The following is a 14,055-nucleotide window of genomic DNA, read 5'->3' on the forward strand; positions in this document are numbered from 1 at the left end:
CTATACGTCCAGCAGCAGACGCGTTGGATCTTCCAGCAGCTCTTTAATCGCCACCAGGAAGCCCACGGATTCGCGGCCGTCGATCAGGCGGTGATCGTAAGACAGCGCCAGGTACATCATCGGCAGGATTTCAACCTTGCCCTCCACCGCCATCGGACGATCTTTAATGGCGTGCATCCCGAGGATCGCGCTCTGCGGCGGGTTGATGATCGGGGTGGACATCAGGGAACCGAACACACCACCGTTGGTGATGGTAAAGTTACCGCCGGTCAGGTCTTCTACCGTCAGCTTGCCGTCACGGCCTTTGACGGCCAGCTCTTTAATTTTCTTCTCGATGTCAGCCATGCCCAACGTATCCACGTCACGCAGGACGGGCGTCACCAGGCCACGCGGCGTAGACACCGCCATGCTCACGTCGAAATAGTTGTGATACACCACGTCGTCGCCGTCGATAGACGCATTCACTTCCGGATAACGCTTCAGCGCTTCAACCACCGCCTTCACATAGAAGGACATGAAACCCAGACGGATACCGTGACGTTTCTCGAACGCTTCGCCGTACTGCTTACGCAGATCCATGATTGGCTTCATGTTGACTTCGTTGAAGGTGGTCAGCATCGCGGTGGAGTTTTTCGCTTCCAGCAGACGCTCGGCCACGCGCTTGCGCAGTCGGGTCATCGGGACGCGTTTTTCACTGCGAGCGCCAAGCGCTGGCTGTGCCGCCGCAGCCGCAGCGGATGTGTTGGACGCTTCTTTCGCCGGCGCTTTCGCCAGATGTTTTTCTACATCTTCACGGGTGATGCGGCCACCGACGCCGGTGCCTTTAATGGCGCTGGCATCCAGGTTGTGTTCGGCCAGCAGGCGACGGATCGCCGGGCTGAGCGCATCGTTGTTTTGCTCTTCCAGAGACGCCTGCTGGCGCTGCGCCGGGGTGGACGCTTTCTCTTCGGATTTCGCGCTGGTTTCTTTACCGGCGCTGTTGCCTTCACGCAGGCGACCCAGGATCTGGCGAGAGGTCACGGTAGTGCCTTCGTCTTCCAGAACCGCATCCAGAATGCCGTCCGCTGATGCCGGTACTTCCAGTACCACTTTGTCAGTTTCGATTTCGACCAGCACTTCGTCACGAACTACGGCATCGCCTGGTTTTTTGTGCCAGGTGGCGACGGTCGCGTCCGCTACGGACTCAGGCAGGTCGGGAACAAGAATATCTACGCTACTCATTATTTATCCTTTATTTAATCGACGTTCAGCGCGTCATTAACCAGATCTTGTTGCTGCTTCTGGTGAACGGACATATACCCTACCGCCGGAGAGGCGGAGGCCGGGCGACCTGCATAACGCAGGGCGGACCCAAATGGAATCACTTCACGGAAATGATGCTGGCTGCAGTACCAGGCGCCCTGGTTGAGCGGCTCTTCCTGACACCAGACAAAATCATGTACGTGAGCGTACTGTTTCAGCACGTCCTGCATCGCCTGATGCGGGAACGGATAAAGCTGCTCGATGCGCACAATGGCGACATCTTTCTGATCGTTCTTACGGCGCTGTTCCAGCAGGTCGTAATAAACCTTACCAGAACACATCACCACGCGCTTCACGCCTTTCGGATTGATATCATCAATTTCGCCAATGGCCGGCAGGAAGGTGCCGTTGGCCAGCTCATCCAGGCTGGAAACCGCCAGCGGATGACGCAGCAGCGATTTCGGCGACATGACCACCAGCGGACGGCGCATACCGCGCAGCGCCTGACGACGCAGCATGTGGTACACCTGAGCCGGGGTGGACGGCACGCAAACCTGCATGTTCTGCTCGGCGCAAAGCTGCAGATAACGCTCCAGTCGCGCGGAGGAGTGCTCCGGCCCCTGGCCTTCGTAACCGTGCGGCAGCAGCATCACCAGGCCACACATGCGGCCCCACTTCTGTTCGCCGGAGGAGATGAACTGGTCAATCACCACCTGCGCGCCGTTGGCGAAGTCACCGAACTGCGCTTCCCAGATCGTCAGGGTACGCGGTTCCGCCGTGGCGTAACCGTATTCAAACGCCAGTACCGCTTCTTCAGACAGAACGGAGTCCCATACCCGGAAGCTGCCCTGGCCGTTATGCACATGCTGCAGCGGGGTGTAGGTTGAACCGTTAGACTGATTATGAATCACCGCGTGGCGGTGGAAGAAGGTGCCGCGACCGGAGTCTTCGCCGGACAGACGTACCGGGATACCTTCATCAACCAGCGTGGCGTAAGCCAGATTTTCGGCGCCGCCCCAGTCGAACAGTTTCTCGCCCGCCGCCATCGCCTGGCGGTCAGCGTAAATTTTGGCCACGCGGGACTGCATCTCAACCGCTTCCGGCACCGTACTGATGCGTTTCGCCAGCTCCTGCAGACGCTTCATCTCCACCTTGTTCGGGTATGCTTCGTCCCACTCGTGGTTGAGGTACGGCGACCAGGTAAAGGAGTGCATGTTCATCGGACGCCACTCTTTCACCACGCATTCGCCGGCGTCCAGCGCGTCACGGTAAAGGTTGACCATTTCGGTCGCGTCTTCCAGCGTGGCGACGTTGTCGGCTTCCAGTTTGTCGGCGTAGATCTTACGCGGGGTCGGGTGTTTTTTGATTTTCTGGTACATCAGCGGCTGGGTTGCGCTCGGCTCGTCGGCTTCGTTATGGCCGTGACGGCGGTAGCATACCAGGTCGATGAAGACATCACGTTTAAAGGTGTTACGGAAGTCCAGCGCCAGACGGGTGACAAACGCCACCGCTTCCGGATCGTCCGCGTTGACGTGGAAGATCGGCGCCTGCACCATTTTACCGATGTCGGTGCAGTACGGCGTGGATCGGGCATCCAGCGGATTAGAGGTGGTGAAGCCCACCTGGTTGTTGATAACGATGCGAACGGTCCCGCCCACTTCGTATCCCCGCGCTTTCGACATGTTCAGGGTTTCCTGAACCACGCCCTGCCCGGTCACCGCGGCGTCACCATGAATGGTGATCGGCAGCACTTTGTTGCTGCTCGGCTCGTCGAGTCTGTCCAGTCGCGCCCGCACGGAACCGATAACCACCGGGCTGACGATCTCCAGGTGCGACGGGTTAAACGCCAGCGCCAGGTGGACCAGGCCGCCTTCGGTTTCAATATCGGACGAGAAGCCCATGTGGTACTTCACGTCACCGGTACCGAGGTGTTCTTTATGTTTGCCCGCAAATTCGTCGAACAGATCCTGCGGTTTTTTACCCAGCACGTTGACCAGCACGTTCAGACGACCACGGTGGGCCATTCCCAGCACCACTTCACGGGTGCCGCTGTTGCCCGCATGGCGGATCATCTCTTTCAGCATCGGTATTAACGCGTCGCCGCCTTCCAGCGAGAAGCGTTTCGCGCCCGGGAACTTCGCGCCCAGATAACGTTCCAGGCCTTCCGCCGCGGTCAGTTCGCTCAGGAAACGTTTTTTCTCATCGGCGCTAAACGCCGCGCGTCCGGATTCGATACGCTGTTGCAGCCAGCGTTTTTCTTCGGTGCTGGTGATGTGCATGTACTCGGCGCCGATCGGGCCGCAGTAAGTTTGTTTGAGGGCGGAGAGCAACTCGCCCAGCTTCATCGTCTCTTTGCCGCCAGCAAAAGAACCTACGTTAAAGCTTTCCTGGAAGTCGGCCTCGGTCAGATCGTGGAAGGAAGGATCCAGATCCGCCACGGTTTCTTGCTTCCACAGTCCCAGCGGATCGAGATTCGCATGCTGGTGACCGCGGAAACGATAAGCGTTAATGAGCTGCAGGACTTTAACCTGCTTCACATTGGTGTCAGGGTCGGAAATCGAAGAAGAGTAACGTGAGGCATCCTTCGCCAGACGACGGAAATAATCACGCGTTTTTGAATGGAATTGATCCGGTTTGACCCCTGTACCAGGCAACTGCTGGAACGTGGAACGCCAGTTCGCGTCCACAGAGTCAGGATCGGTTAAGAAGTCTTCATAGAGCTGTTCTATCCAGCTCTGGTTTGCGCCAGAGAGGTAAGAAGAGTCCAGCCAGGCTTTCAAAGCGCTGTTCTGCATCGTGATCCCTTAAGCATTTTTATGCTTACTTTCGCCGTAGAAACTACCACGCACACCGAGTGTACGTGCCGGGGTTCACCTGCGAGCTCTTACTGGCCCGCGAAGGAACCTTTAAAAACTGCCATTCATCTTCTGCGTTCAGGCTGCGACGTTGTTGGCTGCCTTGTCTCGTCCTGTACGCCTCGATGACGGGTACTGCAATGTAGCGGTTTTTAAAGATTTCCTGCATCACCGGGGAATCGCTTCCCCGGCGTTTACACGTTATGCACTGCGCTGCAACAGCATCGACTTAATATGGCCGATGGCGCGCGTCGGGTTTAGCCCCTTAGGACACACACTGACGCAGTTCATGATGCTGTGACAGCGGAATACGCTGAATGCATCGCTCATTCCTTCCAGGCGGCTGTCGGTTTCGGTATCGCGGCTGTCGATCAGGAAGCGGTATGCCGCTAACAGACCGGCCGGGCCGATGAACTTATCCGGGTTCCACCAGAAAGACGGGCAAGACGTTGAGCAGCACGCACACAAAATACATTCATACAGCCCATCGAGTTTTTCCCGCTGCTCGGGCATCTGCAAATGCTCGCGCGCCGGAGGATTTTGCCCATTATTCAACAAGTAAGGCTTAATCTTCTCATATTGTGCGTAGAATTGCCCCATGTCTACCACCAAATCGCGGATCACCGGTAACCCTGGCAGTGGACGGATGACAATTTTCTTACCCGGCTGATTCAGCGCCGAAATGGGCGTGATGCACGCCAGGCCGTTTTTGCCGTTCATGTTCAGTCCGTCAGACCCGCAGACCCCTTCACGGCAGGAGCGACGGAAAGAGAGGCTCGGATCTTTTTCTTTCAGCTGCATCAGTGCATCCAGCAGCATCATATCGCGCCCTTCTTCGCCTTCCAGGGTGTAATCCTGCATGCGCGGAGCGTCATCAACATCCGGGTTATAGCGATAAATTGAAAACTCGAGTTTCATTGTCCTGTCTCCGCATTAGTAAGTACGAATCTTCGGCGGGAATGCCGGGCGCAGTTTCGGTTCCATATTGACCTGACGTCGCGTCATGGACTCCGTCTCTGGCAGATACAGGGAATGGCACAGCCAGTTTTCATCATCACGCTCCGGGAAGTCGAAGCGGCTATGCGCGCCGCGACTTTCGGTACGGAAGTTTGCTGAAACCGCCGTGGCGTAGGCAGTTTCCATCAGGTTATCCAGCTCCAGGCACTCAACGCGCTGAGTGTTGAACTCGCTGGAAGTATCGTCCAGACGGGCGTTTTTCAGCCGCTCGCGGATCGCCTTCAGTTGTTCCAGCCCTTTCGCCATCGCGTCGCCTTCACGGAATACCGAGAAGTTGTGCTGCATACATTCCTGCAGCGCTTTGCGAATCACGACCGGATCTTCACCGTCGCGGTTATTGTTCCAGCGGTTCAGGCGCGCCAGTGAGGCGTCGATTTCGTCGTCGGTCGCATCGCGCAGTGCGCCCTGCTCCGCGATAGACTCCTGCAGATGCAGACCCGCCGCACGGCCAAACACCACCAGATCCAGCAGCGAGTTGCCGCCCAGACGGTTGGCGCCGTGTACGGAGACGCAGGCGATTTCGCCCACCGCAAACAGGCCCGGAATCACCACGTCTTCGCCCTGCTCGTTCACGGTCAGCGCCTGGCCGGTCACTTTGGTCGGGATTCCACCCATCATATAGTGGCAGGTCGGGATAACCGGAATCGGCTCTTTCACCGGGTCGACGTGGGCAAAGGTACGGGAAAGTTCGAGAATACCCGGCAGACGGGACTCCAGAACCTCTTTCCCCAGATGATCAAGTTTCAGCTTGGCATGCGGCCCCCACGGACCGTCGCAGCCGCGACCTTCGCGAATTTCAATCATGATGGAACGCGCCACCACGTCGCGACCCGCCAGGTCTTTCGCATTCGGCGCATAACGCTCCATAAAGCGTTCGCCGTGTTTGTTCAGCAGATAGCCGCCTTCGCCGCGGCAACCTTCGGTGACCAGTACGCCCGCACCGGCGATACCGGTCGGGTGGAACTGCCACATTTCCATGTCCTGCACCGGCACGCCTGCGCGAATCGCCATGCCCACGCCGTCGCCGGTATTAATATGGGCGTTGGTGGTGGATTGATAAATACGGCCTGCGCCGCCGGTCGCCAGCACCGTGGCGCGGGCTTTGAAGTAAACCACTTCACCGGTTTCAATGCACAGCGCGGTACAACCCACGATCGCGCCGTCGGCGTTCTTCACCAGATCCAGCGCATACCACTCGGAGAAAATGGTGGTGTGGTTTTTCAGGTTCTGCTGATACAGCGTGTGCAGCAGCGCATGGCCGGTACGGTCAGCTGCCGCTGCGGTACGTGCCGCCTGCTCGCCGCCGAAGTTTTTCGACTGGCCGCCAAACGGACGCTGATAGATACGACCGTCATCAAGACGGGAAAAAGGCAGCCCCATGTGCTCCAGCTCCAGAATCGCTTCCGGTCCGGTCTTGCACATATATTCAATCGCGTCCTGGTCACCAATGTAGTCCGACCCTTTGACGGTGTCGTACATGTGCCATTCCCAGTTATCCTCATGGGTATTACCGAGCGCGACGGTAATGCCGCCCTGCGCGGAAACGGTATGGGAACGGGTTGGAAAGACTTTAGAGAGCAGCGCACAGGTTTGTCCGCTCTGGGAAATTTGCAGCGCCGCACGCATACCCGCGCCGCCTGCGCCTATGACCACTGCATCAAATTCTCTGACTGGCAATTTCATTACACACCCCACACCACAACAAATCCATAAATGACGTAAACCACCAGCGCAACGACGATAGCCAGTTGCAGGCCTAAACGAACGGCCAGCGGTTTAACGTAGTCGGTCAACACCTGCCACATGCCGATCCAGGCATGAATCAAGATGGAAAAAAGGGCCAGCAGAGTGAAGACTTTGGTGAAGGCCGATGAGAAGAAACCGGTCCAGACTTCCCAGGTCAGGTCGCCGCTCGTGGCGAAGAACCCCACCATGTAGATGATGTATAACGTCAGAACGATAGCGGTAGCGCGGACCAGGATGAAGTCATGTACGCCATTGCGTCCTAATGCGGAGGCGTTGCTTACCATACGAGGACTCCTGCGAGAAGTGAAAGCACGACAGTGATAACGAAAGAGATTTTGGCCGAGCGTTGACCCGCTTCGAATGTTTCTTCCAGATAGCCAAAATCCATTAACATGTGACGCACGCCGCCCACCACGTGGTACGCCAGCGCGGTGAGAATGCCCCACATGATAAATTTAACGAAGAAGCTCCCCATGATGGCGGACGCCTGCTGGAATCCTTCCGGGGAAGAGAGGCTGGTACCCAATAACCACAACAGAATCCCGACCGCCACGAAGGTGATCACGCCGGAAACGCGATGGAGAATGGACGCTATCGCCGTGATTGGGAACCGGATCGTTTGCAGATCCAGATTGACAGGTCTTTGTTTTTTCACATTTCTTATCATGAATAACGCCCACATGCTGTTCTTATTATTCCCTTTAGACTTCGGGTACAGAGGCTCATCCACCTGTAGCCTGAAAGACGACGGGATTTCCTTCCTCCGGTCTGCGTGCGGGTCAGACAGCGTCCTTTCTATAACTGCGCGTCATGTAAAACACTGCTTCCAGATGCTAAAACGACACGTTACAACGCTGGGTGGCTCGGGATTGCAGGGTATTCCGGAGACCTGGCGGCAGTATAGGACGTTCACAAAATCATTACAATTAACCTACATATAGTTTGTCGGGTTTTATCGCGAACAGTGACCTACGTCACGATAACAACATTTTTTTAATTTTTAATCATCTGATTTGACAATCATTAAACAAAGTTGTTACAAACAACACCAGAAAAAGCATATAATGCGTAAAAGTTATGGGGTCACTCTTTAACCTGCAAATAAGTTATGTAACAGTAAGAAGATATTGACCGATCCCTTCAGTACAGTTAATAGTGATAGACAGGTTGAATAATTCGGATTGCTAAGTTGTTGATTTGTTGCTATTTCACCATGAGTTAACTGATTTACCTGCAAGCGCCCATTGCTCTGTACCCTGGTTTTCTCCTCTCACGCAGAGCGGCGAGCCGAATAACAAACCGGTAACAGTTAATTTTATGTTTACACAAACTCATTCCCGCTGCGTCAACGCGGCACGCGTGAAGGACGATGTGTAGAAGACAGATCTCACCTGTGCAGTCTCAAGCAATAAGGCGCTAAGGAGACCGTAAATGGCTGATACAAAGGCAAAACTCACCCTTAATGGTGATGCTGCTATCGAACTGGACGTGCTGAAGGGCACGCTGGGTCAGGACGTTATTGATATTCGTAGTCTGGGTTCAAAAGGCATGTTCACTTTTGATCCGGGTTTCACCTCTACCGCATCCTGCGAATCCAAAATTACGTTCATCGACGGCGATGAAGGGATTTTGTTACACCGCGGCTTCCCGATCGATCAGCTGGCCACCGACTCCACCTACCTGGAAGTGTGCTACATCCTGCTGTACGGCGAAAAACCGACGCAGGCTGAATACGACGAGTTCAGAACCACGGTGACCCGTCATACCATGATCCACGAGCAGATCACCCGCCTGTTCCACGCCTTCCGCCGCGACTCACATCCCATGGCGGTAATGTGCGGGATCACCGGCGCGCTGGCGGCGTTCTATCACGACTCGCTGGACGTGAACAATCCGCGCCACCGCGAAATCGCGGCTTTCCGTTTGCTCTCCAAAATGCCGACGATGGCAGCGATGTGTTACAAGTATTCGATCGGTCAGCCATTCGTTTACCCGCGTAACGACCTCTCCTATTCCGGTAACTTCCTGAATATGATGTTCTCTACGCCGTGCGAAACGTATGAAGTGAACCCGGTGCTGGAACGTGCAATGGACCGTATCCTGATCCTGCACGCTGACCACGAGCAGAACGCGTCCACCTCCACCGTTCGTACCGCAGGTTCTTCCGGCGCCAACCCCTTTGCCTGTATCGCGGCGGGCATCGCTTCCCTGTGGGGACCGGCACACGGCGGCGCAAACGAAGCGGCCCTGAAAATGCTGGAAGAAATCAGCTCAGTTAAACACATTCCGGAATTTGTTCGTCGCGCGAAAGATAAAAACGACTCTTTCCGCCTGATGGGCTTCGGCCACCGCGTGTACAAAAACTACGACCCGCGCGCCACCGTAATGCGTGAAACCTGCCATGAAGTGCTGAAAGAGCTGGGCACGAAAGATGACCTGCTGGAAGTGGCCATGGAGCTGGAACACATCGCGCTGAACGACCCGTACTTCATTGAGAAGAAGCTCTACCCGAACGTGGACTTCTACTCCGGTATCATTCTGAAAGCGATGGGGATTCCGTCCTCTATGTTCACCGTGATCTTCGCGATGGCACGTACCGTCGGCTGGATTGCGCACTGGAATGAAATGCACAGCGAAGGCATGAAAATCGCCCGTCCTCGTCAGCTGTATACCGGCTACGATCAGCGTGATTTTAAGTCTGACATTAAGCGTTAATGCTTTACGCATCCGGCGTCCCCCACGCCGGATGCGTGCCAGCGCGCTCCGGCTCTCCCCCCTGCCGGATGGCCTGTTAACCGCACCATCCCCTCTTTTATTGACCCGCGTTATTTTAATCTGCTCACACTTTCTCTATGATTTCCTGAGATTTCGCTAAACGTTATTCAGGAGCAGGGAATGCCATCTTTGCAGTGGGGCGCCTTATTTGTCTTGTCGTTACTTCTTTCCCTGCTGTTCCTGTACGTTCATCTCCCGGCGGCGCTGTTGCTCGGCCCGATGCTGGCAGGCATTGTGTTTAGTCTGCGCGGGATGCCCCTGAAACTGCCCCGTACCGCCTTCCTCGCCGCCCAGGCGATCCTCGGCTGCATGATTGCGCAAAACCTTACCGGCTCCATCCTCACCACGCTTGCCCTTCACTGGCCGATGGTCCTGGCGGTGCTGTTGGTTACGCTGCTTTCCAGCGCGGTAGTGGGCTGGCTGTTGGTGCGCTACAGTTCGCTGCCGGGCAACACCGGCGCGTGGGGCTCTTCGCCCGGCGGTGCGGCGGCGATGGTCGCCATGGCGCAGGACTATGGCGCGGACATCCGTCTGGTGGCATTTATGCAGTATTTACGCGTGCTGTTCGTTGCGGGGGCGGCGGTGCTGGTCACCCGCCTGATTCTGGGCGACAGCGCAGAGGCCGTCAGCCAGCAGGTGGAATGGTTTCCGCCGCTAAGCATTAACTTACTGTCTACCCTGCTGCTGGCGGCCATTGCGGGTCTTGCCGGACGGCTGTTGCGGATCCCGTCCGGTACGATGTTGCTGCCGATGCTGGCAGGCGCGTTGCTGCATACCAGCGGGACGATGGTGATTGAACTGCCGGAGTGGCTGCTGGCGATTGCCTATATGGCGATTGGCTGGCGCATCGGTCTGGGCTTCGATAAACAGGTGTTTTTCATGGCGCTGCGCCCCCTGCCGCAAATACTCGCCTCCATCTTTTCCCTGATGGCGATTTGCGCGGCAATGGCCTGGGGCCTCGCGCACTACATGCAAATTGATTTTATGACCGCCTACCTCGCCACCAGCCCCGGCGGGCTGGACACCGTGGCGGTGATCGCCGCTGGCAGCAACGCCGATATGGCGCTGATCATGGCGATGCAAACCCTGCGCCTGTTCAGCATCTTGCTGACCGGCCCGGCGGTGGCGCGTTTTATTTCCACCTACGCGCCAAAACGGCCATCACAGCGCTGAAAAACGTCGCGTGGTCAGACTGCTCACTATTTTTGACAGTGCGGACACCAGTAAAATGGGCGCGACGAAAGCGTGGTTTTTTCAATGATCCCGCCACAGCGCTCGCACGTTTCACCGTCACGGTGGAACACATGAAAGCGAAACAGCGCGCCATGGTGTTTATTCTCATCCACCCGCCCACGCGTGGTATAGGACAGGCGTGGAATATCCAGCAGCGCGTGGGATAACGCGTCGAGTTGTATCGCATTCAACGCGTTCGCTTTGTGACTGCCGTTTAGTCCCACCTGCCAGAGGATCTCGACGCGCAGGTAGTTACCCAGCCCGGCGAGAAATGCCTGATCCAGTAGCAGCCCGGCAAATTGTCGATTGCGAAAACGGGGCGAAAGCAGACGTTCTTTTACCGCTTCAGCCGTCAGACGCGGATCGAGCACATCCGGGCCAACGCGCTGTAAAAAGGGATGGGTAGTAAGTTGCTCCGGCGTCAGCATCTCAATATCCGAGGCGCTGTAGAGCAGAATGGCTTTATCCGCCGTTTGCAGCCGCACACGCAGTACGCGGGTGGTCTGCGGCGCTTCACCGCTGTCCACCACTCGCCACACGCCGTAAAGCTGATTGTGGCTGTATAACGTCAGGCCGTCGGAAAAATGGGTCAACAGCGCTTTACCGCGCGTTTCCATTTCCGTCACTCGCTGCCCTTGTAGCTGTGATTCAAAGGGTTTTAACTGCGCAAAGGCAAACCAGACGTCCGTCAACGGTTTACCTTTGATCGCCGCCTCCAGGGTATCCGCCGCGCGGCGGATCTCCGGGCCTTCAGGCATGATACTGTCCTTATCGATAGTGTTAGTGGGTTGCGCCGCCCGTCACCACAAGATCCTTTTCGACCTGTAGCGCGGTCTCAATGGCGATTTCCAGTGCCTGACGCACCGTTTCCGCCGCCATGCTGGGCGCGCCCGGATGCGCCGCCGCCTGCTGCGGTAGATAAGGGATATGAATAAATCCGCCCTTCACCTCCGACAGGCCGCTTAATTTATGCAGCAGCCCGTACATGACATGGTTGCAGACAAAGGTGCCGGCAGTTTGCGATACCGACGCCGGCACGCCCGCCTCACGCATCGCGCTCACCATCGCTTTGATCGGCAGCGTGCTAAACCAGGCCGCCGGACCGTCGATCACTATCGGCATATCCACTGGCTGCTGGCCTTTATTATCCGCAATGCGGGCATCATCGACGTTGATCGCCACGCGCTCAACGGTGATATCCGAACGCCCCCCGGCCTGACCAACCGCCAGCACCAGCGCCGGAGAGAGCGCGTCAATCGCCGCATTCAGTACGCTGAGCGATTCGCCAAACACGCAGGGTAACTGGCGCGCAACCACGCGACATCCGCAGATAATTGCGTTGTCGAGGCGCGACACCACTTCCCAGGAGGGGTTAATCTGTTCGCCGCCAAACGGCTCAAAACCGGTGATCAATACCGTTTTCATCCTTCCTCCTTACAGGAACATCAGGAAATACATCAGGAACACGTTGACGATAAGCAGCAACACGCCGGTCGGCACCTGCGCTTTAATCACCGCGTTTTTATCCGGCAGCTCCAGCAACGCGGCAGGAACAATGTTGAAGTTTGCCGCCATCGGCGTCATGAGCGTACCGCAGTAGCCGGAAAACATGCCAATCGCCGCCATCACCGCCGGATTGCCGCCGTGCTGGAGCACCAGAATCGGAATGCCAATCCCTGCCGTCACGATCGGGAAAGCGGCAAAGGCGTTGCCCATCACCATCGTCAACAGCGCCATCCCGAGGGTATACACCGCCACCGCGATAAAGCGGCTGTCAACGGCGAGGTATTCCTGAGTCAGATACGAAATGCCGCTGCCCACGCCTGCGGCGGTGAACAACAGTCCCAGCGTCGCGAGGATCTGCGGCAGAATAAACGCCCAGCCGATGGAGTCGAGCAAACGCCGCGCTTCCTGAATCGGCTGATGGACCTTCTCGTGCGTCATTTTGATCGCCATGCCGAGGCCGATCAGCGAACCTGCGGTCATGGAAAACAGCGTGACCAGGGTAGCGTGGTTACCCGGCCCGAACAGCCCTTCCTGTAAACCGGGAATATGGTTGAACATCAGCACGCCGATCACCGTCACTACCGGAATCGCCAGCGCCGGATAAAACAGGCGGTTGCCGAGACGCGTCGCGCTCTCTTCACGTTGCTCACGGGTACGCTGATGATAGCTGCCGAGCTTTACGCCGCCAAATCCGGCAATCAGCGCCATCAACACCACGGCAATGCCAACGGCGATATTCACCGCGCGCTTGTCGCCCACTAACTGATAGGTCCAGTCGCCCAGTAAAAACAGCAGACCGTAGACACCCCAGAATAATCCCGTCGTCAGCCGTCGCGGGTTGGCTTTGTCCCGCCAGGACATCAGAGCGACAATCAACAGAATAACGCCTGCCAGCCAGTAGAGGTAGCTTTGCTGAAAATTCATTGCGCATCTCCTTTACCCGCGTTCGCCGCACTGGCTTTCGCCATCTCACGTTGCAGATAGTTATCGAGCCGCCACAGGCGCGCGCCGTGGATCAGAAACGCGCAGATCGCCGTGGGGATCCCCCACAGCGCAATGTGCAGCGGTTCGGTCTGGATCCCGCCGGATTCCAGCATAAAGTTGTGCATGAAGATGATCGCGCCGAACGCGACGAAGATATCTTCGCCAAAGAACAGCCCAACGTTATCTGTCGCCGCCGACATCGCCCGCAGGCGATAGCGTACCGCGCCAGGCAACTGACCGTAATTCTTCTCCGCCGCGCCTTCCGCCATCGGCGCCAGCAAAGGACGCACCATCTGCGGATGGCCGCCGAGGCTGGTCAGCCCCAGCGCCGCCGTCACTTCACGGATAAAGAGGTACACCACCAACAGACGACCCGCGGTGGCGCTGCGAATTTTCGCGATCCACGTCTGGGCGCGTTCTTTGAGACCGTGACGCTCCAGCAGACCGATCACCGCAAGCGGGATCAACAGAATAAACGGCAGATTGCGGGTATTGAGAAAGCCTTCTCCCAGTTTTTCGAGGATCGTGGCGATCGGCATCTGCGCCGCCAGTCCGGTGACGATCCCGGCCACAATGACCACCAGCACCGGGTTAAAGCGTAAAAGAAACCCGACCACAATGACGGCAATGCCCATCAGTGGCCAGAGAGTGATAGCATCTCCCATAATCCATTCCTTGTCTGTTGTGTTTTTGTTGT

Annotated in this window: 12 protein-coding genes; 2 read left to right on the plus strand and 10 right to left on the minus strand. The window is 56.8% G+C overall.

Annotated features, from left to right (window positions below; translation table 11 throughout):
• The 6 genes from odhB to sdhC all read right to left on the minus strand — a co-directional run bounded on the left by odhB (window position 1) and on the right by sdhC (window position 7,542).
• On the minus strand, window positions 1-1,221 hold the full coding sequence (gene odhB / locus APU02_RS00205) for a 2-oxoglutarate dehydrogenase complex dihydrolipoyllysine-residue succinyltransferase (protein WP_060568881.1): 1,221 nt from the start codon (window positions 1,219-1,221) through the stop codon (window positions 1-3).
• A gap of 14 nt (window positions 1,222-1,235) precedes the next feature.
• Window positions 1,236-4,037, minus strand: coding sequence for a 2-oxoglutarate dehydrogenase E1 component (gene sucA / locus APU02_RS00210; protein ID WP_060568882.1), 2,802 nt, complete (start codon window positions 4,035-4,037; stop codon window positions 1,236-1,238).
• A gap of 261 nt (window positions 4,038-4,298) precedes the next feature.
• The gene (sdhB, locus tag APU02_RS00215) at window positions 4,299-5,015 is read right to left on the minus strand and encodes a succinate dehydrogenase iron-sulfur subunit SdhB (RefSeq protein WP_042285348.1); all 717 of its coding nucleotides are present in this window, start codon (window positions 5,013-5,015) and stop codon (window positions 4,299-4,301) included.
• 15 nt (window positions 5,016-5,030) lie between these two features.
• Complete coding sequence (sdhA, locus tag APU02_RS00220) at window positions 5,031-6,797, minus strand: succinate dehydrogenase flavoprotein subunit (protein ID WP_042285351.1); 1,767 nt, start codon at window positions 6,795-6,797, stop codon at window positions 5,031-5,033.
• Window positions 6,797-7,144, minus strand: a complete 348-nt coding sequence (sdhD, locus tag APU02_RS00225) for a succinate dehydrogenase membrane anchor subunit (protein ID WP_042285355.1) — start codon at window positions 7,142-7,144, stop codon at window positions 6,797-6,799. The genes sdhA and sdhD overlap by 1 nt, the downstream gene beginning before the upstream one ends.
• On the minus strand, window positions 7,138-7,542 hold the full coding sequence (sdhC, locus tag APU02_RS00230; RefSeq protein ID WP_042286197.1) for a succinate dehydrogenase cytochrome b556 subunit: 405 nt from the start codon (window positions 7,540-7,542) through the stop codon (window positions 7,138-7,140). The genes sdhD and sdhC overlap by 7 nt, the downstream gene beginning before the upstream one ends.
• A 749-nt stretch (window positions 7,543-8,291) precedes the next feature.
• Between sdhC and APU02_RS00240 the strand changes: the two genes are divergently transcribed.
• Together APU02_RS00240 and APU02_RS00245 are read left to right on the plus strand one after the other, a co-directional pair.
• A complete protein-coding gene (locus tag APU02_RS00240) occupies window positions 8,292-9,575 on the plus strand; it encodes a citrate synthase (protein WP_042285358.1) in 1,284 nt (427 codons plus the stop codon).
• 180 nt (window positions 9,576-9,755) lie between these two features.
• On the plus strand, window positions 9,756-10,808 hold the full coding sequence (locus APU02_RS00245; protein WP_060568883.1) for an AbrB family transcriptional regulator: 1,053 nt from the start codon (window positions 9,756-9,758) through the stop codon (window positions 10,806-10,808).
• Between the two features lie 26 nt (window positions 10,809-10,834).
• On the opposite strand, the gene nei is transcribed toward APU02_RS00245, so the two are convergent.
• Genes nei through APU02_RS00265 form a run of 4 tightly spaced genes read right to left on the minus strand, consistent with a single transcriptional unit; the run spans window position 10,835 to window position 14,023 of the window.
• Window positions 10,835-11,626 (minus strand): endonuclease VIII, encoded by a 792-nt coding sequence (nei, locus tag APU02_RS00250; RefSeq protein ID WP_060568884.1) that lies wholly within the window; start codon window positions 11,624-11,626, stop codon window positions 10,835-10,837.
• A 22-nt stretch (window positions 11,627-11,648) separates the two neighbouring features.
• Complete coding sequence (gene pcp, locus APU02_RS00255; RefSeq protein WP_060568885.1) at window positions 11,649-12,293, minus strand: pyroglutamyl-peptidase I; 645 nt, start codon at window positions 12,291-12,293, stop codon at window positions 11,649-11,651.
• 9 nt (window positions 12,294-12,302) lie between these two features.
• Window positions 12,303-13,298: a DUF979 domain-containing protein gene (locus APU02_RS00260; RefSeq protein ID WP_042285370.1), complete on the minus strand. Its 996-nt coding sequence runs from the start codon at window positions 13,296-13,298 to the stop codon at window positions 12,303-12,305.
• On the minus strand, window positions 13,295-14,023 hold the full coding sequence (locus APU02_RS00265) for a DUF969 domain-containing protein (RefSeq protein ID WP_042285372.1): 729 nt from the start codon (window positions 14,021-14,023) through the stop codon (window positions 13,295-13,297). The genes APU02_RS00260 and APU02_RS00265 overlap by 4 nt, the downstream gene beginning before the upstream one ends.
• Window positions 14,024-14,055 lie beyond the last annotated feature (32 nt).

This window comes from Citrobacter sp. 50677481 (genome assembly GCF_001463265.1).
Taxonomy (GTDB): Bacteria; Pseudomonadota; Gammaproteobacteria; order Enterobacterales; family Enterobacteriaceae; genus Citrobacter_A; species Citrobacter_A sedlakii.